Origin of the sequence: Acidovorax sp. sic0104 (assembly GCF_019219095.1) — a bacterium.
In the GTDB taxonomy this organism is placed as follows: Bacteria; Pseudomonadota; Gammaproteobacteria; order Burkholderiales; family Burkholderiaceae_C; genus Acidovorax.
This window is the reverse complement of sequence record NZ_JAHUWH010000015.1, coordinates 114,011-136,696: the sequence shown is the minus strand read 5'-3', so window position 1 is coordinate 136,696 and position 22,686 is coordinate 114,011. Positions and strand designations below refer to the sequence as shown.

Below are 22,686 nucleotides of genomic sequence, written 5' to 3'. Positions count from 1 at the left end.
CTCCCCGCGCTGCTCCTGCACCATCCTCACCGCGCGCTCACGCACCTCGGGCGAGAACTTGTTCGTCTTCTTCATGGCTCAATCCTCTCAGAGTGTTGAGCCTCCTCAAAAACCGGGGCGATTCAACTGTCGGCATCAGATCCTCGCCTAGCAGATCGCGTAAACATTAAGCACCCGTGCGATTACGACTATTTGTGGGAGTTGATGCTTCAGCACCTTGAGCTTCATCACAAGTACTACGCCCTACACTTTCCACTTTGGGACTCCGAAGTGCCTATCGATCCGGAGAAGTATCAACAGATTTCTATTCTTGAATCCGCGAAGATTGACAATGACGAAGCCTTAAAAGATGCAGTCCGCTTCATCGCTTCACTCTCCGCAGTGGATGGGGCACTCGTTATCACTGATCGCTTTCGAGTTCTTGGTTTTGGTGCTGAAGTGATCGCACAATCGCCAACTCTTCGGGACGTGCAGATAGCTATGAATCCTGAAGCGACGACTAAGCAGCCAGTTTCGATCGAAACCTATGGAACGCGACATCGATCTGCTTTTAGGTTTTGCTCCACATATGAAGATGGGATCGCTTTTATTGTTTCGTCTGATGGTGGCGTTAAGGCAACAAAGCGTATTGGCTCGGAAGTACTTCTTTGGCCTGAAGTGCAACCAAGCTTTTGGGATGCATAGTCGGGAATGAGACCTAGCAAAGAAAAAGCCCGGCACAAGCCGGGCTTCCCACTTTTAATCCCCCTCACTTGCAGCTAAAACTCCCCGCACTCTCCACATCCCCCGTCCCGTTGTACCGCGCCACCTTCGGGTACACACACAGCGGCCGGGTGCGGTTGGCAGACCAGCTGGAAGGCAGTTCGGCGTTGACCACCTTGGCACCCTCGCCGCGCGCGTTCGCCGTCACGCTGTCGGGCGCCTTGCCTTGTTCCACCCACGCCACCAGCGGGGCCAGCATGTCGAACTGGTCGGTGGCGGGGCCGCCGGAGCAGTGGTTCATGCCGGGCACCAGGTACAGGCGGGCAAAGTCATCGGCCTTGCCGCCGTGGTGGGCCTGCACGCGGTCCATCCATTGGGCGGTGTCGATGGGCGAGAACACGCCGTCGGCCACGCCGTGGTAGACCATCATCTTGGCGCCCCGGTTGCGCAGTGTGCTCAGGTCGGTGGGGTTGGGGGGCGTCATGTACGACCAGGATGACTCGGTGTAGACCGGCGTGGTGGCGAACATCTTGGGGTAGTCCGCGTCCATGCTGAAGTTCAGCGCGTACTGCAGGCCGGTGGTGGCCTTGAAGGCGTCCATCGTGGAGGGCGGCGTGGTGAACAAAAAGGCCACGGCACCCGCATCGCGCGTGGTGGGGGCGTTGAAGTGCCAGAACGCAAAGTTGCTGCCTGCCACGCCGGGGTCGAACCAGGTGCCGGTGTACAGGGCTTCGCCCTTGCTGTTTTGGGGCCCGGCAAAGATGCTGGCCAGCACGCTCTTTTGCTCGGCAGAGATGCAGGTGCCATCGCGCGCGGTGTTGGCAGCGGTGCAGGTGGGCACGTCGCGCTGCAGGTTGAAGGCGGCCTGGCAGGCTTGCACGTCGTTCACCTGGCCGTCCGTGGCGCCGTCCAGCGCGTCGCAGCGTTCGACGATCTTGCGGCTGATGAGCTGGAACTCGGCGGGGCTCACGGCCTTGGTCAGGTCGGGCTGGCCGTTCGCGTCCTTGGGCGCCACCTTGGCGTATTGCTGGGCCTTCCACAGCTGGGCCGTGGCGGCCTTGGGCAGGCTGAAGCCGGGGTTGCCCGCCAGCACGCCGTCGTACTGGTCGGCATAGCGCGATGCGGCCACCATGGCGTGGCGGCCGCCGTTGGAGCAGCCTGCGATGTACGAGCGGTCGGGGCCCTTGCCGTAGGCGCCCTTGATCAGGTCTTTGGCCATGGGGGTGAGGGTGCCCACGGCCTGGTAGCCGTAGTCGCGCCGGGCCTGGGGGTCCAGCCCGAAGAAGGGTGTGGGCGCGCCGTGGCCCGCGTCCGAGCTGAGCACGGCAAAGCCTTGCACCAGCGCGGGCGCCACGGGGGCGCCGCCGCTGACGGCGCCCAGGGCCATCACCACGCTGCCGTCCAGGCCTCCGTTGGCCTGGTGAAGGAAGCGGCCGTTCCACGACACGGGCATGCGGATCTCGAAGCCGATGGCGTAGGCCGCGCCGTCCACGGGGCTGGTGCGTTCTTTCATCCTGCCTTTGACGAGGCAGTGCGCGGGCGCCTGGATGGTGTTGCCCTGCAGCGTGAGCGGGCCTTCGGCCACCGTCTCGGCCGAGGTGATGCGGGTGTGGGGCAGTGCCAGGCTCTGGGCCAGCGTGGCGCAGTTCTTCAGCGTGGCGGGTATGGCGGCGCTGAGCTGCGGCGGGGGCGTGGTGCGGGGTGCGCTGGCGCAGCCCGCCAGCAGGGCCGCCGCGGCCAGCGCGCTGGCGGCCAGTGTGGCGTGAGGGGCCGGGCGGAATGAAGAGGTGGTCATGGCTGGTTTCCTACGCTCCGGGGTGCAGGGCAAATAAGGCATTCGATGCAGGCCCCGGCCTGCGAAGGCCGGGGCCTGGGGCTGCGTTACGTTGCGTGGGGCTGAAGCTACTTGCAGCTGAAGCTGCTGGCGCTGTTGATGTCGCCCGTGCCGTTGTAGCGCGCCACCTGGGGGTAGGCGCACAGGGGGCGTGTGCGGTTGGCGGCCCAGCTGGCTGGCACGTTGGGGTTCGCGCCTGCGGCGTTGCCAGCCCCGCGCGCGCTGGCCACCAGGCCTTCAGGCGCCTGGCCTTTTTCCACCCAGTTCACCAGCGGGGTCAGCATGTCGAACTGGTCGGTGGAGGGGCCGCCCGAGCAGTGGTTCATGCCCGGCGCGCGGTAGAAGCGCGCAAAGTTGCTGGCGTCGCCGTTGTTGGCGGTGCGCAGGCTGTCGTACCACGCGGTGGTGTCGTCGCTGGAGAAGATGGCGTCGCTGGTGCCGTGGTAGACCATCATCTTGGCGCCCCGGTTCTTCATGGCCGAGAGGTTGCTGGGGTTGGGCGGCGTCATGAACGACATGGCGCTTTCGGTGTAGACCGACGTGGTGGCGTTCACACGCTCCCACATGGTGGTGGGGTCGCCCGTCAGCGCAAAGGCGGGGCCGTTGAAGGTGGCTGCATCGTCTGGCGGGGCTGCCCAGATCAAGGCCACACCGCCGGAGTCCAGCATCAGTGGCGCCGTGAATTCCCAGAAGCCGTAGTCCGAGCCGGCCAGGCCCGCGTCATACGGAAAGCTGGCATACAGCCGCGAGCCGTTGCGTGCCGTGGGGCCGCTGAAGATCTTGGCAATGCCCGTCTTCTGCGCGGCCGAGAGGCAGCTGCCGTCGCGCGCGCCGCTGCAGGTGGGCACGTCGCGCTCCAGGTTGAAGGCTGCCTGGCAGGCGCCGGTGTCTTGCACCAGGCCGTCCGTGGCGCCGTCCAGCGCATCGCACTTGGACAGCACGGCGTTGGAGACGAGCTTGCGCTCGGCTTCGGTGAAGCCGGTGGAGATGTCGCCGGGCGTGCTGGCCAGCGATGCATAGATCTGCCCGCCCGCGATGTTGGCGATGGCGGCCTTGGGCAGGTTGTAGCCGGGGGCACCGACCAGGTAGCCGTCGTATTGGTCGGGCATGCGCGTGGCGGCCACCATGGTGTGGCGTCCGCCGTTGGAGCAGCCGCCGAAGTACGAGCGGTCGGGCGCCTTGCCGTAGGCCGTCTGGATGGCGCTCTTGGCCATGGGCGTGAGCTTGGCCGCGGCCTGGTAGCCGAAGTCCAGGCGCGCCTGCGGGTCGATGCCGAAGGTGGGGCCGCCAGCGGCTTCGTGTCCGGCGTCCGAGCTGATGACGGCGAAGCCCATGTTCAGCGCATTGTCCAGACCGCCGCCACCGTTCACGGCGCCCGTGGCCGTGACCACGCTGCCATCGATGCCGCCGTTGGCCTGGTAGAAGAAGCGGCCGTTCCAGTCGTTGGGCAGGCGCATTTCAAAGCCGATGGCGTAGTTCTTGCCATCCACCGGGCTCACGCGCTGGAACATCTTGCCCGTGACCTGGCAGTGCGCGCGCACGGGTTTGCCCGCCACGGTCAGCTTGCCCGCGTCCACCGGCGTGGCCGCCGTGATGGTGGTGTTGGCAAAGTTGATGCGGCTGGCCAGGTCGCTACACGACTTGAGCGCGGCGGGGCTGGCAGCCGCGAGCTGCGGCAGGCCGGAGTCGGACGAGCCGCCACAGCCCGCCAGCAGGGCCAGCGGCAACACGGGAAATGTTGCCAGGCGAAGGGTGCGCGGTGCGGCGCGCCAGCTCAGGGTCTTTCCTCTCAACTTCATGGTCTTTGTCTCCGTTTTTTCGAGGCGCAGGACAGCCCGCAGCGCGGCCTCGACGCGCTGTGGGAAGGAAAGCGGGAAATCGTCTGTTTGCTACTGAATCAATAGCTTCTGGCGCTTGTCTGTCAGGCGGTAGCGGCCGTTTTGGGCCAGGATTCGGACACCTGGGCGATGCGCTGGCGGATGATGGCCGTGCGCATCCCGAACTCTGGCAGCACCCATTGCGCGAAGGCGTTGGCAGGCGCTTGCCAGCGCGGGGTGTTGCTGGCGGTGGCAATGCGCTGCCATGCCCATTCCAGCAGCACCAGCGCCACGGCGCGCAGGTAGTCATCGGCCACCCAGTAGGGCAGCTCGGGGTCGGTCTGCGCGGCAACCGCCAGGGTCTGCGTGATCTCGACCAGCGCATGGCAGCGCGCGCTGGCGGCGGGACTGGGCGCTGCGCCGGGGAGCGTGGCCAGCAGTGCGGCCAAGCCATCGCCGCCATCGGCCAGCACCTTGCGCACCAGCAGGTCGATGGCCTGGATCTCGTTCGTGCCCTCATAGATCATGGCCACGCGGGCGTCGCGCACGATCTGCTCTATGCCCCATTCGCGCACGTAGCCGTGGCCGCCGAACACCTGCAGGCAGGCGCTGGCGCCATGAAACGCCTGATCGGTCAGCGCCGCCTTGAGCACCGGCGTGACCAGTGCGCACCAGCGCTGCGCTGCGGCGCGCGCGGCTGCGTCGGTGCTGTGTTTTGCTGCGTCCAGTTGCAGCGCCGTGTGGTACGCCAGCACCCGCCCGCCGTCGATCCAGGCACGCTGCGTGGCGAGGATGCGGCGGATGGCGGGGTGGTCCTGGATGAGGCTGGTGTCCTTGGCGCCGGGTGCGCGCATCTGGCGCCGCTCGGCGGCGTACGCGCTCGCCTTTTGCCACGCTGCTTCGAGCAGGCCGATGCCCTGCAGGCCCACGTGCAGGCGTGCGGCGTTCATCATCACGAACATGGCGGCAAGGCCGCGGTTCGGCTCGCCCACCAGCCAGCCGGTGGCGTCGTCAAAGCGCATCACGCAGGTGGGGCTGCCGTGCAGGCCCATCTTTTCTTCGATGCGTTCGCAAACCACGGCGTTGCGGGTGCCGTCGGGCAAGACTTTGGGCACCAGGAACAGCGACAGGCCCTTGGGCCCTGCCGGTGCATCGGGCAGGCGCGCCAGCACCAGATGCACGATGTTGTCGGTCAGGTCGTGTTCACCGCCCGAGATAAAAATCTTGCTGCCATTCACCCGCACGCTGCCGTCCGGCTGCGGCACGCCGCGCGTGCGCACCAGGCCCAGGTCGCTGCCCGCGTGGGCTTCGGTCAGGCACATGGTGGCCAGCCATTCGCCGGTGGCGACTTTCTCCAGGTACTGCGCCTTGAGGGCGTCGCTGGCGTGGTGCTTGATGCATTCGTACGCACCGTGCAGCAGGCCGGGCGCCATGGTCCAGCCGTGGTTGGCACCGGCCAGCCATTCAAACAGCACACATTCGAGCACCGCAGGCAGGCCCTGGCCGCCGTCTTCGGGTGCGCAGGCCAGCGCGGGCCAGCCGCCTTGCCAGAAGGCCTGGTACGCATCGCGGAAGCCGGGGGGCGTGTGCACCTTGCCTGCGTCAAACCGGCAACCCACTTCATCGCCCGTGCGCTGCAGCGGGGCCACGGCGGTGTCCACAAACTTGGCGGCTTCTTCCAGCACCTGCGCTGCCAGCTCGCCATCGGTGTCGGCAAACGGGGCCAGCGCCTGCCACTGCGCGGGGGCCTGCAGCACCTCGGTCAGCAGGAACTGGATGTCGGTGAGGGCCTGGCGTGCTTGCATGGATTGCTCTTGATTTAATAGCTATTGGCGCATGGTGGAAGCGCGGTAACGGCTGTTTTTGCTTGAAATCCTGGTCAACCGGCGGCTGACCGTTCACCCTGATCCGGTCGAAGGGGTTGCGGGGGGCATGCCCTGGCTTCGACAGGCTCAGCCCGAACGGGTGGGGCGAGGGTTGCGCCCGCCACCCGCCGATACCGGCGCGCCCCAGGCGAGGGCCGCCGCGCAAGGGCCGCCCCGCCGCGCTGGCGGCGTCCCCCTGGGGGGGAAGGCGCGCCAGCGCCTCAGGGGGGGTACTCAAGAATCTGCCGTGAACCCGATCTTCTTGATCAGCGGCCCCCAGGTGTCGTACTCGGCCTTTTGCCAGCGGGCCTGTTCCTCGGGCGTGGAGCCGTGCGGCATCAGGCCCACGATGGCCAGGCTGTCGATGACCGACTTTTCCTTCAGCGCCGCGTTGATCGCGGCATTGGCGGCGGCGATCACCGGCTTGGGTGTGGCGGCGGGGGCGTAGAAGCCGAACCACTCCTCGGTGGTCAGCTCGGGGAAGCCCTGCTCGGCGAACGTGGGCACGTCGGGTACGTAGATGGAGCGCTTGGGGCCGGACGTGGCCAGGATGCGCAGCTTGCCGGCCTTGTAGTTGGCGATGAAGTCGCCGTGCGGCGTGACCATGGCGGCGATCTGCCCGCCCACCACGTCCGTCACGCCGGGGATGGAGCCGCGGTAGGGCACATGGCGCAGGTCCACGCCGCTGTTGATGCCCAGGAGCGCGCCCAGGAAGTGGGGCGTGGAGCCCGCGCCGGGCGAGCCGTAGCTCGCGTCCTTGGGGTTGGCCTTGGCCCACGCGAGGAAATCCTTCACCGTCTTCACGCTGGCGGGCACCATGGGACCCACGGCCAGGCCGTGGTGCATGATGGCCGCGATCGACACGGGCGCGAAGTCCTTGTCGGTGTAGTTCATCTTGCTGTAGATGTGCGGGTAGTTGGCCAGGGCCGACACCTGCGCCACGGCCAGCACGGAGCCATCGGCAGGGGCTGACTTCAGGGTCTCCAGCGCGATGCGTCCGCCTGCACCGGGCTTGTTCTCCACCACGCCGGCGTTCTTGCTGAAAGCCGAGCCACCCCACTTCTCGGCCACGCGGCGCGCCACGGTGTCGCCCGAGCTGCCGGCTGGAAAGCCGAAATACACCTTGACCTGGTCCACCTGCGCCTGGGCGGCGAAGGGGTGCAGGGCGCCCAATGCGGCGCTGGCGCCAAGGGCCTGAACGAATTGACGGCGTGTGGTGCTCATGGTTTGTCTCCTGATGTGAATCTGACGGAAATTTCAATAATCAACTGGGGTGTTTGCACACCCTCTCGTTATCGACTGGGCTGCGCCTCCCACGGCGCTTGAAACTGGCGCTGCGCAAGCCAGCGCCACCGTGGAACTGGCTTTGCCAGGCCACCGGTGGCGTCCCCCTGGGGGGATGACGCGAAGCGGCTCAGGGGGGCTTCTCATCTTGGTGCCATACGGAGGGCGCCATCCAGGCGGATCACCTCGCCGTTCAGGTGCCCGTTGGTCACGACGTGGCAGGCCAGCTCGGCAAACTCCTCGGGCTTGCCCAGGCGTGGCGGGAAGGGGATGCTCGCGGCCAGCGACTGCTGCACGGCTTCGGGCAGCTCCTTCATCAGCGGCGTGGCGAACAGGCCGGGCGCCACGGTGCACACGCGGATGCCGTGCTGCGCCAGGTCGCGCGCCATAGGCAGCGTCATGCCGACCAGGCCACCCTTGGAGGCGCTGTAGGCCTGCTGGCCCACCTGGCCGTCGAACGCGGCGGCTGAGGCGGTGAACATCATCACGCCGCGCTCGCCGCTCTGCAGGGCGGGCAGTTTCGCGCAGGCGGCGGCGAACAGGCGGCTCACGTTGTAGCTGCCGATCAGGTTGATGGTCACCACGCGCGTGAAGTCTTCCAGCGGCGCGGCGCTGCCGTCGCGCTGCACGATGCGCTTGGCGCTGCCGATGCCGGCCACGTTCATCAGGATGCGCGCCGGGCCGTGTGCGGCGGCGGCCTTCTCCAGCGCGGCGGTCACGCTGGCGGTGTCGGTGATGTCGCAGGCGCAGGCCACTCCGCCGATATCGGCAGCCACTTGCTCGGCCAGCTCGGCATTGCGGTCGAGCACGGCGACCTTGGCGCCCAGGCGCGCCAGTTCGCGGGCGGTGGCTTCACCGAGGCCCGACGCGCCGCCGGTCACGATGGCGGCTTGTCCTTGGATATCCATGCTATGTGTCCTTGATGAAAATGGTTTGTGTCTTTGGTGTTCAGTGGCGCGGCACCAGCGTGCCGGGCAGCGTGCCGCCGTGCAGTGCGTCCACCACGTGCGCGCGGTGTTGCAGCACGGCGCGCTGGTTGATGGAACCCTTGTCGGTGACTTCGCCCTTGTCGAGCGAGGGCGGCTCGGCCATCAGGTGCGCACGGGCCACGCGGGTGGCGCTGCCGGTGGACTCGGCGGCGAGCCGGTCGATGACCTGCTGGAAGTGCTGCTGCACGGGCGCGCTCTCCAGCACCTCCTGCAGGCTCGCGCTCTCGGGCAGGCCGCTGAGCGTGCGGATGGTGGCCGTGGGCACCAGCAGCGCGCCGATCTCCTTGAGGTTGATGCCGGTGATGACCGCATCCTGCACGTAGGGCGCGCAGGCCGCGATGATCTTGGCGCGCATGGGGCCCACGCTCACGAAGGTGCCGGTGCTGAGCTTGAAGTCCTCGGCAATGCGGCCGTCGAACTTCAGGCCCTTGTTCGGGTCGGTCTCGTCGATCCATTTCACGGCATCGCCCGAGCAGTAGAAGCCTTCTTCGTCGAAGGCATCGCGCGTGGCCTCGGCATTGCGCCAGTAGCCGGGCGTGATGTTGGGGCCGCGGTAGCGCACCTCGACCTTGCCGTCGACGGGCACGAGCTTGAGTTCGAGCCCCGGCGTGGGCACGCCGATGTCGCCCGCCTGCACGTCGGGGCTGTTCACCGCCACGCAGAAGGGGCAGCCTTCGGTCATGCCCAGGCCCGTGTTCATCACGATGCGCTCGCCCACCTCGCGCTCGGCGCTCTCGAACAGCGAGTCCCAGATGGGCTGCGACAGCGCAGCAGCGGCAAAGAAGAACATCTTCACGCGGCTGAGCAGATTTTTGCGCAGCTGCGCGTCGGTCTTCATGGTCTGCGCGATGACCTCGAACCCCGTGGGCACGTTGAAGTACACCGTGGGCGCGATCTCGCGCAGGTTGCGGATGGTCTCGGCCATGCCCTTGGGCGTGGGCTTGCCTTCGTCCAGATAGAGCGTTCCGCCGTTGTAGATGACGATGCCGAAGTTGTGGTTGCCGCCGAAGGTGTGGTTCCACGGCAGCCAGTCCACCAGCACCAGGGGCTCCTCGGCCAGCACGGGCATGGACTGGTTCATCTGCTGCAGGTTGGCGGCCCACATGCCGTGCGTCACGATGACGGCCTTGGGCAGCTTGGTGGAGCCCGAGGTGAACATGAACTTGGCGATGCTGTCGGCCGTGATGGCGCCATGCGCCGCATCCACGGCGGGCGTGGCGGGGGTGGCCAGCAGGTGGCTGAAGGGCAGGGTGCTGCGGCCTTCGATGGCGCCCGAGCCCAGCACCACCCGCACGTCGGGGGCCAACGTGGCCTGGATGGCCCGCGCAAAACGCTGGCCGTCGCTCGCGAAGACCAGGCCCGGGGTCAGCGTGTCGAGCACGTGGCGCAGCTTGTCGAAGTCCTGGCTGATGGTGGAGTACGCGGTCGACACGGTGCACTGCGGCACGCCGGCCACCAGGCAGCCCAGCGACAGCAGCGCGTGGTCCAGGTCGTTCTCGCTCAGGATGGCCACGGGGCGATCAGCGCTCAGCTGCATGTCGAGCAGGGCCTGGGCAATGCTGCGCGCGGCCTGCCAGGCCTGGCCGTAGGTGATGTGGCGCCAGTCGCCCAGGCTGCCGTCGGCGTTCTTCACGCGCTGGGCCATCCAGGTGCGGTCGGGCGCCGCGTGCGCCCAGTGCGCCAGGCGGTCCGTGAGCCGCACGGGGTAGGGCGCCAGATCTTGCGTGGCCCGCACGTAGACCACGCCGTCGTCTGTCCGGCGGGTGCTGACTTCGGTCACGCCGAAGCGCAGCGGCCGGTAGCGGGGAGAGGGGTTGGTTGCCGTCATGGAAAAGCGTCTCGGTGGGGCTGGCTGGATGCGCAGTGGCGGACCGCGCGTGTCAGTCCTTCTTGACCTTGGCAGCCTTGCCGTCCAGGAAGGCGCGCACGCGGGCCTTGGCCTCGGGGGCGCTCTGGGCGATGGCGGCCATCATGGCTTCGGTCATCAGGCCCTGGTCCGACGGCTGCTCGGCAATGCGCGGCAGCGCGTGCATCAGCGCGTAGTTGGTCAGCGGCGCGTTCTGCGCAATGCGCTGGGCCAGCTCGAAAGCCCTGTCGAACGCCGTGCCGGTGGGCACGAGGTACTGCGCGAAGCCCACGCGCTCGCCGTCCACCGCGTTGTAGACGCGGCCGGTCATCATCATGTCGGTCATGCGTGCCGTGCCGATCAGGCGCGGGATGCGCACCGCGCCGCCGCCACCCACGAAGATGCCGCGCGAGCCCTCGGGCAGCGCGTAGAAGGTGGATTCATCGGCCACGCGGATGTGGCAGGCGCTGGCCAGCTCCAGGCCCCCGCCCACCACTGCGCCGTGCAGCGCGGCCACCACGGGCACGGGGCCGAACTGCACGCGGTCGAGCGCCGCATGCCACATGCGCGAGTGGTGCAGGCCCTGGCCCGCATCGCGCTCTTTCAGCTCGGACAGGTCCAGGCCCGAGCAGAAGTGCTCGCCTTCGCCATCGATCACCGCTGCGCCCACGGTGGCGGGCAGGTTGTCCATCACATCCCGCAGCGCCAGGATCAGGCCGTCGTTCAAGGCATTGCGCTTGGCGGGGCGGGCCAGGCGGATGACCGCGATGTCCTCGCGTTCGCCGCGGATTTCGAGGGAGATGTCGGAGTGCTTGGTCATGGTTGTCGAGGTGAGTTGGGGAAATTATGGTTATCAAAAATAACTAAAACAAGGCCATTCCAGCGGTCTTTGCTAGGGGCTTTCCCTAGCATTTCCGGGTGATCATATGATTATGATAAATAACTAAAATGGCACCGATTCACAGCAAGGAACCGTCATGAACGCCTTCATCCCCTACGGCATCTACTGGTCGTCCCCGTTCGCCAAGTGGCAGGGCTCGCTGGCCAACCTCAATGCGCTGCCGCTGGCGGCCACGGTGGGCAAGCAGGCGCTGGCCGTGCGGGGGTACGACCTGGCGGCGGTGGACCTGGCGATCCTCGGCATCACCAACCCGCAAAAGGGCAGCTTCTACGGCCTGCCCTGGGTCACCGGTCTCATGGGCATCGACCGCGTGGCCGGGCCCACGGTGCAGCAGGCCTGCGCCACCAGCGTGCGCGCGCTGCAGATGGCCGCGCAGGAAGTGGCCTGCGGCACGGCCACCAGCGCGCTCTTGGTGATGGCCGACCGCCAGTCCAACGGCCCGGTGGTGTATTACCCGGATTCGAGCGGCACTGGCGGCTACGGCATCACCGAGCACTGGGTGCCCGACAACATGGGCCACGACCCCTACGCCAAGAACCCCATGCTGCAGACCGGCGAGAACGTGGCCGCGCGCTATGGCATCAGCACCGAAGAGCAGCACGCGCTCAAGCTGCACCGCTACCACCAGTACCAGGAGGCGCTGGCCAACGACCGTGCCTTCCAGAAGCGCTACATGGCCGATGTGCCCGTCACCGACTCGAAATTCCGCAAGCAGACCGGCACGCTCAGCGCAGACGAAGGCATCTTCCCCACCACCGCCGAAGGCCTGGCCCGGCTCAAACCAGTGAAAGAAGGCGGTACCGTGACCTTTGGCGGCCAGACGCACCCGGCAGACGGCAATGCGGGCGCCATCGTCACCACCCGCGAACGCGCCCGCGCTGTGGCCACCGACCCGGGCATTGAAGTCGAGATCCTGGGCTTTGGCATGGCGCGCGTGGAGGCGGGCTACATGCCCATGGCGCCGTCGCCCGCTGCGTTCAACGCGCTCAAGAACGCGTGTCTGTCCATCAGCGATGTGGCGGCCATCAAGACCCACAACCCCTTTGCCGTGAACGACATCGCCCTGGCGCGCGACACAGGCTTTGCCTGGGAGCGCATGAACAACTACGGCAGCTCCATCATCTGGGGCCACCCGCAGGCGCCCACCGGCATGCGCGCCATCATCGAACTGATCGAAGAGCTCGTGCTGCGCGGCGGCGGCGTGGGCCTGTTCACCGGCTGCGCGGCAGGCGACACCGGCTACGCCACCGTGCTGCGCGTGACGGACAGCAAAACCACTTCCAAGGCCTGACCATGACGACCGCTTCGACAAGCTCTTTCTCCGCCCTCTTGAACGCCTGGCTGGTGGACGGCGTGCGCACGCCCATGGTCGACTACTGCGGCCCGTTGGGCCATGTGTCGCCCACCGACATGGGCATCAAGGTCGCCCGGGCCGTGCTGGAGAAAAGCGGCGTGCCCGCCACTGACGTGAACTCGGTCATCACCGGGTCGATGGCGCAGGCCGACTTCGACGCCTTCGTGCTGCCGCGCCACATCGGCCTGTACGCGGGCGTGCCGCAAGCGGTGCCGGCCATCCTGGTGCAGCGCATCTGCGGCACGGGCTTCGAGCTGTTTCGCCAGGCCGCCGACCAGATCGCGCTGGGCTATGCCGACGTGGCGCTGGTGGTGGGCACCGAGTCCATGACGCGCAACCCGATTGCCGCCTACACCCACCGCACCGGCTTCAAGCTGGGCGCGCCCGTGGAGTTCAAGGACTTCCTGATGGAGGCGCTGATCGACACCGCAGGCCCCGTCACGATGATCGAGACCGCCGAGAACCTGGCCAAGAAGTACGGCATCACCCGCGAAGACGTGGACGCCTACGCGGCGCGCTCGTTCGAGCGGGCGCTGCAAGCCCAGGCCGACGGCTTTCTGGCCGGCGAGATCGTGCCGGTGACGAGCGAGAAGTTCGCGCTCGAAGGCTACGCCACGCGCGGCATCACACTGCCGCGCAAGGTGGCGCAGCTCGACCGCGACACGCACCCGCGCCCCTCGCCCGTCGAAGCGCTGGCGGGGCTGCGCACGGTGTACCCCGGCGGCGTGCAGACGGCGGGCAACAGCTCGGCGCTGGTCGATGCAGCCGTGGGCGCCGTGGTGGCCAGCGATGCATATGTGCAGCGGCGCGGCCTCAAACCCCTGGCGCGCCTGCGTGGCGCGGCAGCCGTCGGCGTGGCGCCCGAAACCATGGGCATCGGCCCGGCGCCCGCCATCCGCGCGCTGCTGGCGCGCACCGGGCTCTCGCTGGATGACATCGGCCTTTTTGAAATCAACGAAGCACAGGGTGCGCAGACCATCGCGGTGGAGCGCGAGCTGGGCCTGGACCGCGACAAGCTGAACGTGAACGGCGGCGCGATTGCACTGGGCCACCCGCTGGCCGCCACCGGCGTGCGCCTGACGGTGACCCTGGCGCGCGAGCTGCGCCGCCGTGGCCTGCGCTATGGCATCTCCAGCGCCTGCGTGGGCGGTGGGCAGGGCATTGCACTGCTGATCGAAAACACCGACGTCTGAACCGCGCCACCCCCTTTAATCGCACGAGCTACACACCATGAAAATCATCACCTCAGCCCAGGCCGGCGCCCTGATTCCCGACAACGCCACCATCTTCCTGGGCGGCCTGGCCGTCTCCAGCCTGCCCGAGGAAGTGCTCAAGGGCGTGGAAAAGAACTTTCTGGAGACTGGTCACCCGAAGAGCGTAACCACCTGGGCCTGCGGCGCCATCGGCAACAGCAAGGACGCGGGCATGGTCCACTTTGCCCACCCCGGCATGATCAAGCGCACCGTGGCGGGCCACTTCGGCCAGACGGGTGCCGAGATGATGAAGATGGTGTTTGACGGCGAAGTGGAGGCCTACAACTTCCCGCAGGGCAGCCTGTCGCACCTCACGCGCCACATTGCCAGCCGCAGCCCCGGGCTGCTGACCAAGGTGGGCCTGGGCACGTTCGTGGACCCCCGCATCGAAGGCGGCAAGCTCAACAGCAAGTCCACCGAAGACCTGGTCAAGCTCGTCGAATTCAACGGCGAGGAATGGCTGTTCTACCCCGCGCCCAAGGTCGATGTGGCCATCATCCGCGGCACCTTGGCCGATGAGAACGGCAACATCACCCTGGACAAGGAAGGCGTGCTGCTCGAGCAGATCAACATCGCCCACGCGGCCAAGGCCAGTGGCGGCATCGTGATCGTGCAGGTGGAGCGCATCGTGAAGGCCGGCAGCCTGCACCCCAAGTCGGTCAAGGTGCCGGGCGTGTCGGTGGACTACGTGGTGGTCAGCCAGCCCGAGAACCACATGCAGACCATCACCACGCAGTTCAACCCCGCGCTGTGCGGCGATGTGCGCGTGCCGCTCAACTCGCTGGCGCCCATGCCGCTGGACGAGCGCAAGGTGATCGCGCGCCGCACGGCGCTGGAGCTCACGCCCGGCGCCATCACCAACCTCGGGATCGGCATCCCGGCCGGCGTGCCGTCGGTGGCGGCGGAAGAGGGCGTTTCCGAGCAGTTCACGCTGAGCGTGGAAAGCGGCATCACGGGCGGCATCCCGGCGCAGCTCGGGGACTTCGGCACTGCCTACAACGCCGACGCCATCATCGAGCAGTCGCTGCAGTTTGACTTCTATGACGGCGGTGGACTGGACGCGAGCTTCCTGGGCCTGGCGCAGGCCGACAACCACGGCAACGTGAACGTGAGCAAGTTCAACGGCCGGCCCGTGGGCTGCGGTGGTTTTGTGAACATCACGCGGTCCACCAGGAATCTGGTGTTCTGCGGCACTTTCACGGCGGGTGGCCTGGAGGTGAAGGTGGCCGACGGCAAGCTTTCCATCGTCAAGGAAGGCCGCTCGCGCAAGTTCATCGAGAAGGTCGAGCAGATCACCTTCAACGGGCTGGACGCTGCGCAGCGCGAGCAGAACGTGCTCTTCGTGACAGAACGCGCCGTGTTCCACCTGACCACCGAGGGCCTGGAGCTGACAGAGATTGCGCCCGGCATCGATCTGGAACGCGACGTGCTGGCGCACATGGGCTTCCAGCCCATCATGCGCAACGTGAAGACCATGGACCCGGGCCTGTTCCGCGATCAGTGGGGCGGGCTGGCGCAGGCGATGGCGTCGAAGGCTGCGCAGGCCTGAGGAGGGCCCGCAGCCGGTGTTTTGCGCTGCGTCTACTGCTCGCTGTCGGTATAGACCTTCTGCAACAGCCGGATCAGCGTCTTGCGTTCGGCCGAGGTCAGGCGCGAGGTGGCGTCCACCTCCAGTTGCGCGGCGGTCTGCTCGGCCTGTGCCGTGAGCTCGATGCCTGCGGGCGTGAGGTGCACGCCCATGGCGCGGCCGTCGCTCGGGTGCGGGCGGCGCTCAATCAGGCCGCGCCGCTCCAGCGCTGCGATCAAACCCACCAGGTTGGGCGGCAACACGTTGAGCGTGGCGCACAGCTGGCGCGAAGTGATGCCCGGGTTGTGCGCCACCAGCGACAGCACCGAGAAATCCACCACCTTCAGGCGATACACCGCCATGCGTTCCATGAAGACCTCGATCACGGCCAGCGACGCGCGGCGCGCGTTGTAGCCCACCAGCGTGCGCAGGAAACCGGTGTCCACAGACTCCGGGTACGGCACGGGCTGGGTGGGCTGCGGTGCTGGCGCTGTGGCGGCTGCGGTGGCTGTGTTCTTGGAAAGGCGGGCACGGGACATGGGGCGATTGTGCAAAGGGTGGTGCGGGCGAGGGGCCGGGGCGTGGCAGGATTTTGATGTAAATCAGACGCTACCGCAGACGGTGCAAGCGCTGGATGCTATTTGTTTTGTAGTGCATCACGGTGGCAGTCGTCAGGTGGGGCTGCGCAGAACGCGGCGGTACTGGACGGCTTCGGCCACGTGACTGACCTGCGTGGTGGCGGCGCCTGCCAGGTCGGCAATGGTGCGCGCCACCTTCAGCGCGCGGTGCGTGCTGCGCGCCGACCATCCCAGGCGGGCCGCAGCGGTATTGAGGAACTTGGCGGCCGTGTCGTCCAGTTGCACATGGGTATCGATCTCCTGGCCCTGCAGCGCCTGGTTGGCCTTGCCCTGGCGTCCCAGGGCCAGCGCGCGCGCCGCTTGGACCCTTTCGCGGATCACTGCGGTGGACTCACCGGCGGGTGCCTGCACCAGTTGCTCGGCAGGCAGGGCGGGTACTTCGACATGCAGGTCGATGCGGTCCAGCAGCGGCCCGCTGAGCTTGCCCTGGTAGCGGCTGACCTGGTCCGGCGTGCAGCGGCAGGCGCGCTGCGTGGAGCCGAGAAAGCCGCAGGGGCAGGGGTTCATTGCCGCGACCATCTGGAAACGCGCGGGGAAGTCCGCGCGCTGAGCGGCCCTCGAAATGGTGATGTGGCCTGTCTCCAACGGCTCGCGCAAGGCTTCCAGAGCGGCGCGGGGAAATTCCGGCAGCTCATCAAGGAACAGGACGCCATGGTGGGCCAGAGAGATCTCGCCGGGCTTGGGCGGCGACCCGCCACCCACCAACGCCACCGCGCTCGCCGTGTGGTGCGGGCTGCCTGTCGGGCGCTGTCCCCAGCGCTCGGGCTGGAGCCTTCCTGCCAGGCTGGCGATGGCCGCGCTCTCCAGCGCCTCCTGCACCGTCATGGCAGGCAGCAGACCCGCAAAGCGCAGCGCCAGCATCGACTTGCCCGAGCCCGGGGGGCCGGCCATGAGCACGCTGTGCGCGCCCGCCGCTGCAATCTCCAGCGCCCGCTTGGCCGTGGCCTGGCCCTTCACGTCGGCCATGTCCGGGCCTGCCGTGGTGGCGGTCAGCGGCCGGGGTTCCAGCCGGCTCCAGCCGTCGTTGTCCACCTCGGCATCGCCGCCGGCGGGGGTGCCGGGCGGAAGAAAAGCGCGCACCACGTCAAGCAGGTGGCGGGCCCGCACCACCCGGGCATCGGGCACCAGTGCAGCCTCTTCTGCGCTGCCGGGCGGCAGCACGAACTGCACGTCGATCTGCTGTGCCTGCAGGGCCAGGCTGGTGGCCAGCGCGCCGCGCACGGGGCGCAGTTCGCCGGAGAGCGACAACTCTCCCGCGAATTCGTAGCCCCGGAGCTTGCCGCCATCCACCTGGCCGCTCGCGGCCAGGATACCCAGGGCGATAGGCAGGTCGAAGCGGCCCGAGTCCTTGGGCAGGTCGGCTGGCGCCAGGTTGACGGTGATTCTCTTGTTGTGGGGAAACTCCAGCCCCGCGTTTTGCAGCGCCGAACGTACGCGCTCGCGGGCCTCCTTCACTTCCACCTCGGCCAGACCCACCAGCGTGAAGCTGGGCAAACCGTTGGCCAGATGCACCTCGACCGTGACCGACGGTGCCTGCAGCCCCAGAAGTGCGCGGCTTTGCACCAAAGCAAGACTCATGAAGTGTTTTCTCCCCAGATGGGTGCGTTTTATGGCTTTTGCGTGGGTATATGCCGGCCGTTGCACCAATGTTGTGCATTCCGCTCGTCGAACATATCGCCACTGTACCGGGGGATGCTTGTAACGCGAAGCAACCGCGCCGAACGGTGGCCAGGGCCAATGGCACGGTCCGTGCTTAAAGCGCTCGTCCCCTACTTTGTCCAACCGGAGGAATCATGACCCGCGCCATCATCAAGACCCTGGGCGTTGCCCTTGTTGCAGCCATTCCCATGCTGGCCAGCGCCCAGCTCACCGGCAACGTCAGCCTGACCACCAACTACAAGTTCCGCGGCCAGGACCAGGACGCCTCCAAGTCCAAGGCCGTCAAGCCTGCGCTGCAGGGCGGCTTTGACTACACGTTCGGCGAGACCGGCTGGTACGTGGGCAACTGGAACTCCAGCGTGGACTGGCTGGCCAACAACTCGCTCGAATCCGACCTGTACGGCGGCTACAAGTTCAAGGCCGCTGGCGCCGACTTCGATGTGGGCGCACTGACCTACATCTACCCCGGCAACGCCAACGGCAACACCACCGAGCTGTACGGCGCCGCCACCATGGGCCCCTTCACCGCCAAGTACTCGCACACCATCTCCAAGGACTACTTTGGCTGGGCCGGCGCCAAGGCGGGCTCGGGCCTGAAGGGCACCAACACCGGCTACCTGAACCTGGCGTTCGCGCAGGAAGTGGCCCCCAGCATCACCCTGAAGGCGTCGGTGGGCTTCACCCGCTTTGCCAGCGACATCAAGGACACGGGCGTGCCCAACTACGTGGACTACAGCGTGGGCGGCGCGTATGACTTCGGCGGCGGCCTCTCGCTGGGCGCTGCCGTCGTGGGCGCCAACAAGAAGGCCTTCTTTGGCCACGTGAACAAGTCGCGCGTGATTGTCACGCTCACCAAAACTCTGTAAGCCAGTCTCGTCAGCAAGTCTCAATGGGCGCCGCGCGCGCCCATTCCGGAGGAATCCAAAATGAAAATGGTGACAGCCATCATCAAGCCCTTCAAGCTCGACGAGGTGCGTGAAGCACTCTCGGACATCGGCGTGCAAGGCATCACGGTTACCGAGGTCAAGGGCTTTGGCCGCCAAAAGGGCCACACCGAGCTGTACCGCGGTGCCGAGTACGTGGTCGACTTCCTGCCCAAGGTCAAGATCGAAGCCGCCGTGGCCGACGACCTGGTCGACCGTGTGATCGAGTCCATCGAAACCGCCGCCCGCACCGGCAAGATCGGCGACGGCAAGATTTTCGTGACCCACCTGGAGCAGGTGGTGCGCATCCGCACCGGCGAGACCGGCAAGGAAGCCCTGTAAGGGCCCGGTTGCAACAGACACCAGAGAAGAAACGCCATGAAAAAATTGCTTGCTTCCTTTGTTCTAGGGCTGAGCCTGCTGTCCGCCGGCTCGGCCGTGCTGGCCCAGGCCCCAGCCGCCGACGCCGCAGCATCTGCCCCGGCCGAAGCCGCGCCTGCCGCCGCGACGCCCGCTGCACCCGCACCGGCTGCCGCACCTGCCCCCGAGGCAGCGCCCGCTGCCGCCGCGGCGCCCGTGCCCAAGATCGACTCCGGCGATACCGCCTGGATGCTGACCTCCACACTGCTCGTGATCCTGATGACCATCCCGGGCCTGGCCCTTTTCTACGGTGGCCTGGGCCGCAGCAAGAACATGCTGTCGGTGCTGATGCAGGTCTTCGTGGTGTTCTCGCTGGTCTCCCTGCTGTGGGCCATCTACGGCTACAGCCTGGCGTTCTCCGGCGAGGGCAAGTTCTTCGGCGGGTTCGAGAAAATCTTCCTCAAGGGCGTGACCCAGGAAACCTTCGGCGCGCTGATCACCATCCCCGAGTACGTGTTCATCGCGTTCCAGGGCACGTTTGCGGCCATCACCGTGGCGCTGATCGTGGGCTCGTTCGCAGAACGCATCAAGTTCTCCGCCGTGCTGATCTTCTCGGTGCTGTGGTTCACCTTCAGCTACGTCCCCATGGCCCACATCGTGTGGGGCGGCGGCCTGCTGGCGGCTGACGGTGCGCTGGACTTCGCAGGCGGCACCGTGGTGCACATCAACGCGGGTATCGCTGGCCTGGTGGGTGCCTACATGGTGGGCAAGCGTATCGGCTTCGGCAAGGAAGCCCTCACCCCCCACAGCCTGACGCTGACCATGGTGGGTGCCTCGCTGCTGTGGGTGGGCTGGTTCGGCTTCAATGCCGGCTCCGCAGGTGCCGCCAACGCCGGTGCCGGCCTGGCCTTCGTGAACACCGTGCTGGCCACCGCTGCCGCCACGCTGTCGTGGATCGCCGGCGAAGCGCTGCACAAGGGCAAGGCCTCCATGCTGGGCGCCGCCTCCGGCGCCGTGGCCGGCCTCGTGGCCGTGACGCCTGCTGCGGGCTTCGTGGGCCCCATGGGCTCCATCGTGCTGGGCCTGCTGGCCGGTGTGGTCTGCCTGTGGGGTGTGGGCGGCTTGAAGCGCCTGCTCAATGTGGACGACGCGTTCGACGTGTTCGGCGTGCACGGCGTGGGCGGCATCCTCGGTGCCATCCTGACCGGTGTGTTCGCATCGCAAAGCCTGGGCGGCACCGGCGGCCTGACGCCCGACACCTTCTCCATGGGTGCCCAGGTGTGGATCCAGGTCAAGAGCGTGCTGTTCACCATCGTGTGGTCCGGCGTGGTGGCGTTCATCGCCTACAAGATCGCCGACCTGCTGGTGGGCCTGCGTGTCTCGGAAGAAGCCGAGCGCGAAGGTCTGGACATCACTTCGCACGGCGAGACGGCGTACAACCGCTGATCTGCGCTTGCACCTGATGCGCTGCGGTGTCTGGTGGCACCGCAGCGTTGCAACAAGAACAAGCGAGCTACTCCTCTTGGTTCTTCAGCCCGCCGCCCTGGCGGGCTTTTTTCGCGTCCGGCGGGACCTGATGCCCTGAGGGTTGTGGCGGCCCCGAGCGCTGGCGGCCAGCGCTGTACCCGCCCTATTCGGCCCGCAGTGGCTGGCGTTCGCAGTCAATTTGCAGCGCGCTGTTCAAAAAATTCACACCCCAGGCCCATTGCGCAGCAGGGGCCTGCCGGTACGATCCTGGGCATGGACCAAGCCCTCGCCCAGATTGCCGACCGTGTGCGCGCCGCCGCTGCCGACCAGACGCCCTTGCGCATCCGGGGTGGCGGTACCAAGGACTTTCACGGCTTGGCACTGCACGGGGAGGTGCTGGACACCCGCGCGCTGCATGGGATCGTGAGCTACGAGCCCAGCGAGCTGGTCGTCACCGTGCGCGCCGGCACCCCGCTGGCCGAACTGGAGGCCGTTCTGGCCGAGCAGGGCCAGTGCCTGCCCTTCGAGCCCCCGCATTTTTCCAAAGCACCGTCTGACGCCGCCACCGTGGGCGGCATGGTGGCCGCGGGCCTGTCGGGCCCTGCGCGCGCCAGCGTGGGCGCAGTGCGCGACTACCTGCTTGGCGTCACGCTGCTCAACGGCCGGGCGGAACCGCTGAGTTTCGGCGGCCAGGTGATGAAGAACGTGGCGGGCTACGACGTATCGCGCCTGATGGCGGGTGCCTGGGGCACGCTGGGGCTGCTCACCGAGGTCAGTCTCAAGGTGCTGCCCGTGGCGCCGGCCGAGGCCACGCTGCGCTTTGAATGCAACCAGGCCGATGCGCTGCGCAAGCTGCACGCCTGGGGCGGGCAGCCGCTGCCGCTGAACGCCAGCTGCTGGGTGCAGGACGGCAGCGCCGGCACGCTTTACGTGCGCCTGCGCGGCGCCGTGGCGGCCGTGGACTCGGCCTGCCGCACCATGGGTGGCACACGCTTGGACAACGCCACGGTGGCGCCCGACTGGACCGCCTGCCGTGAGCAGACCCTGCCTTGGTTCACCGACCGCGCACAGCACCCCGCGCACGCGCTGTGGCGCCTGTCGCTGCCGCAGACCGCGCCCGTGCTCACCCTGCCCGCAGCTGCCCAGCCGCTCATCGAATGGCATGGTGCGCTGCGCTGGGTGCAGGCACCCGAGTCCGCCGGCCCGGCCTTGCGTGAAGCCGCTCGCGCCGCGGGTGGTAGCGCTACTGTTTTCATAGCTCCTCGCGAAGATTCGACGGGCGTCAGCGGCCAATTTGATCTGCAATCCAGCGCGCTGGAGCAGATCCACGCACGCCTCAAGCACAGTTTCGATCCGGCGGGCATCTTCAACCCCGGGCGCATGGCGCAGGCCTGGTAGGCCCGGAATCTGCTGGCGGCCCATCCATGCGACGACATCTGCGCCACCTTACCGGACACCACCGCACGGTGGCGAGCAACCGCGTGCTGGGCCTGCTGCTGGCCTTCAATGCAGGGGCGGTCAATGCGGGGGGCTTCCTGGTGGTGCATCTGTACACCTCGCACATGACGGGTTTCGTCTCCATGCTGGCCGACAGCCTCGTGCTGGGCAACATGGCCCTGGTGCTGGGCGCCGTGGGCGCGCTGCTGGCCTTTTTGTGCGGCGCGGCCACCACGTCGGTGATGGTGAACTGGGCGCGGCAGCGGCGCCTGCACAGCAGCTATGCGCTGCCGCTGCTGCTGGTGGCCGCGCTCATGCTGGTGTTCGGCCTGGTGGGTGCCATCACGCTCAGCTGGCCCACGCCGTTCGCGGTGCCGGTCACGGTGCTGCTGCTCTCCTTCATCATGGGCCTGCAGAACGCCACGGTGACCAAGATGTCGTCGTCGCAGATCCGCACCACGCACATGACCGGCGTGGTCACCGACCTGGGCATCGAGTTGGGCAAGATGCTCTACTGGAACCGCACCGGCACCGCGCCCGAGTCGCAGGTGCGTGCCAACCAGATGCGGCTGCGCCTGTTCGCGGGGTTGCTCGGCATGTTCCTGGTGGGCGGCATCGCGGGCGCAGCGGGCTTCAGCCGCGTGGGTTTTGTCTTCGTGGTGCCGCTGGCGCTGGTGCTGCTGGTGCTCTCGCTGCCGCCGCTGTGGGTCGACCGCGCACGGCTGCTGCGCCCGCAGCGCAAGGTGGTGCCGCTGCCGCCGCCCCCGGCCGTGTAGCGGCGGCCGGCACC

Annotated in this window: 18 protein-coding genes; 9 read left to right on the top strand and 9 right to left on the bottom strand. The window is 67.4% G+C overall.

Features of this window, described 5'->3' with window-relative positions; genetic code table 11:
• Positions 1-270: 270 nt before the first annotated feature.
• Complete coding sequence (locus KW835_RS21080) at positions 271-684, top strand: diadenylate cyclase (RefSeq protein ID WP_218386025.1); 414 nt, start codon at positions 271-273, stop codon at positions 682-684.
• A gap of 64 nt (positions 685-748) precedes the next feature.
• On the opposite strand, the gene KW835_RS21075 is transcribed toward KW835_RS21080, so the two are convergent.
• From KW835_RS21075 to KW835_RS21045, 7 genes are all read right to left on the bottom strand, one after another.
• Positions 749-2,497: a tannase/feruloyl esterase family alpha/beta hydrolase gene (locus KW835_RS21075; RefSeq protein ID WP_218386024.1), complete on the bottom strand. Its 1,749-nt coding sequence runs from the start codon at positions 2,495-2,497 to the stop codon at positions 749-751.
• Positions 2,498-2,604: 107 nt separating this feature from the next.
• Entirely contained in the window at positions 2,605-4,335 is a 1,731-nt protein-coding gene (locus KW835_RS21070) for a tannase/feruloyl esterase family alpha/beta hydrolase (protein WP_218386023.1), read from the bottom strand.
• 122 nt (positions 4,336-4,457) lie between these two features.
• Positions 4,458-6,158 carry an acyl-CoA dehydrogenase family protein gene (locus KW835_RS21065; RefSeq protein WP_218386021.1) on the bottom strand — a complete coding sequence of 567 codons (1,701 nt, stop codon included), beginning with the start codon at positions 6,156-6,158 and terminating at the stop codon, positions 4,458-4,460.
• A gap of 294 nt (positions 6,159-6,452) precedes the next feature.
• Positions 6,453-7,442, bottom strand: a complete 990-nt coding sequence (locus tag KW835_RS21060; protein ID WP_218386020.1) for a Bug family tripartite tricarboxylate transporter substrate binding protein — start codon at positions 7,440-7,442, stop codon at positions 6,453-6,455.
• A 203-nt stretch (positions 7,443-7,645) separates the two neighbouring features.
• On the bottom strand, positions 7,646-8,410 hold the full coding sequence (locus KW835_RS21055; protein ID WP_218386018.1) for an SDR family NAD(P)-dependent oxidoreductase: 765 nt from the start codon (positions 8,408-8,410) through the stop codon (positions 7,646-7,648).
• A gap of 40 nt (positions 8,411-8,450) precedes the next feature.
• On the bottom strand, positions 8,451-10,319 hold the full coding sequence (locus KW835_RS21050; protein WP_218386016.1) for a feruloyl-CoA synthase: 1,869 nt from the start codon (positions 10,317-10,319) through the stop codon (positions 8,451-8,453).
• A 52-nt stretch (positions 10,320-10,371) separates the two neighbouring features.
• The gene (locus tag KW835_RS21045; RefSeq protein WP_218386014.1) at positions 10,372-11,157 is read right to left on the bottom strand and encodes a crotonase/enoyl-CoA hydratase family protein; all 786 of its coding nucleotides are present in this window, start codon (positions 11,155-11,157) and stop codon (positions 10,372-10,374) included.
• A gap of 157 nt (positions 11,158-11,314) precedes the next feature.
• Between KW835_RS21045 and KW835_RS21040 the strand changes: the two genes are divergently transcribed.
• The 3 genes from KW835_RS21040 to KW835_RS21030 are packed head-to-tail and all read left to right on the top strand — an operon-like array spanning position 11,315 to position 15,394.
• Positions 11,315-12,529: a thiolase family protein gene (locus tag KW835_RS21040; RefSeq protein WP_218386012.1), complete on the top strand. Its 1,215-nt coding sequence runs from the start codon at positions 11,315-11,317 to the stop codon at positions 12,527-12,529.
• A 2-nt stretch (positions 12,530-12,531) separates the two neighbouring features.
• The gene (locus KW835_RS21035; RefSeq protein ID WP_218386010.1) at positions 12,532-13,785 is read left to right on the top strand and encodes a thiolase family protein; all 1,254 of its coding nucleotides are present in this window, start codon (positions 12,532-12,534) and stop codon (positions 13,783-13,785) included.
• A 37-nt stretch (positions 13,786-13,822) separates the two neighbouring features.
• Entirely contained in the window at positions 13,823-15,394 is a 1,572-nt protein-coding gene (locus tag KW835_RS21030) for an acyl CoA:acetate/3-ketoacid CoA transferase (protein ID WP_218386009.1), read from the top strand.
• Positions 15,395-15,426: 32 nt separating this feature from the next.
• Here KW835_RS21030 and KW835_RS21025 read toward each other — a convergent pair whose 3' ends face one another.
• Together KW835_RS21025 and KW835_RS21020 are read right to left on the bottom strand one after the other, a co-directional pair.
• Positions 15,427-15,951 (bottom strand): MarR family winged helix-turn-helix transcriptional regulator, encoded by a 525-nt coding sequence (locus KW835_RS21025; RefSeq protein ID WP_218386008.1) that lies wholly within the window; start codon positions 15,949-15,951, stop codon positions 15,427-15,429.
• A gap of 132 nt (positions 15,952-16,083) precedes the next feature.
• The gene (locus tag KW835_RS21020) at positions 16,084-17,628 is read right to left on the bottom strand and encodes a YifB family Mg chelatase-like AAA ATPase (protein WP_218386006.1); all 1,545 of its coding nucleotides are present in this window, start codon (positions 17,626-17,628) and stop codon (positions 16,084-16,086) included.
• Between the two features lie 215 nt (positions 17,629-17,843).
• Here KW835_RS21020 and KW835_RS21015 point away from each other — a divergent pair, with 215 nt between their 5' ends.
• The 5 genes from KW835_RS21015 (at position 17,844) to KW835_RS20995 (ending at position 22,672) form a co-directional block, all read left to right on the top strand.
• On the top strand, positions 17,844-18,575 hold the full coding sequence (locus KW835_RS21015) for a TorF family putative porin (RefSeq protein ID WP_218386004.1): 732 nt from the start codon (positions 17,844-17,846) through the stop codon (positions 18,573-18,575).
• A gap of 60 nt (positions 18,576-18,635) precedes the next feature.
• Positions 18,636-18,974, top strand: coding sequence for a P-II family nitrogen regulator (glnK, locus tag KW835_RS21010; RefSeq protein WP_015012094.1), 339 nt, complete (start codon positions 18,636-18,638; stop codon positions 18,972-18,974).
• 36 nt (positions 18,975-19,010) lie between these two features.
• On the top strand, positions 19,011-20,438 hold the full coding sequence (locus KW835_RS21005; protein WP_255593754.1) for an ammonium transporter: 1,428 nt from the start codon (positions 19,011-19,013) through the stop codon (positions 20,436-20,438).
• 294 nt (positions 20,439-20,732) lie between these two features.
• Positions 20,733-21,857, top strand: coding sequence for a glycolate oxidase subunit GlcE (gene glcE, locus KW835_RS21000; RefSeq protein WP_218386002.1), 1,125 nt, complete (start codon positions 20,733-20,735; stop codon positions 21,855-21,857).
• Positions 21,858-21,883: 26 nt separating this feature from the next.
• Positions 21,884-22,672 (top strand): YoaK family protein, encoded by a 789-nt coding sequence (locus KW835_RS20995; RefSeq protein ID WP_218386001.1) that lies wholly within the window; start codon positions 21,884-21,886, stop codon positions 22,670-22,672.
• Positions 22,673-22,686 lie beyond the last annotated feature (14 nt).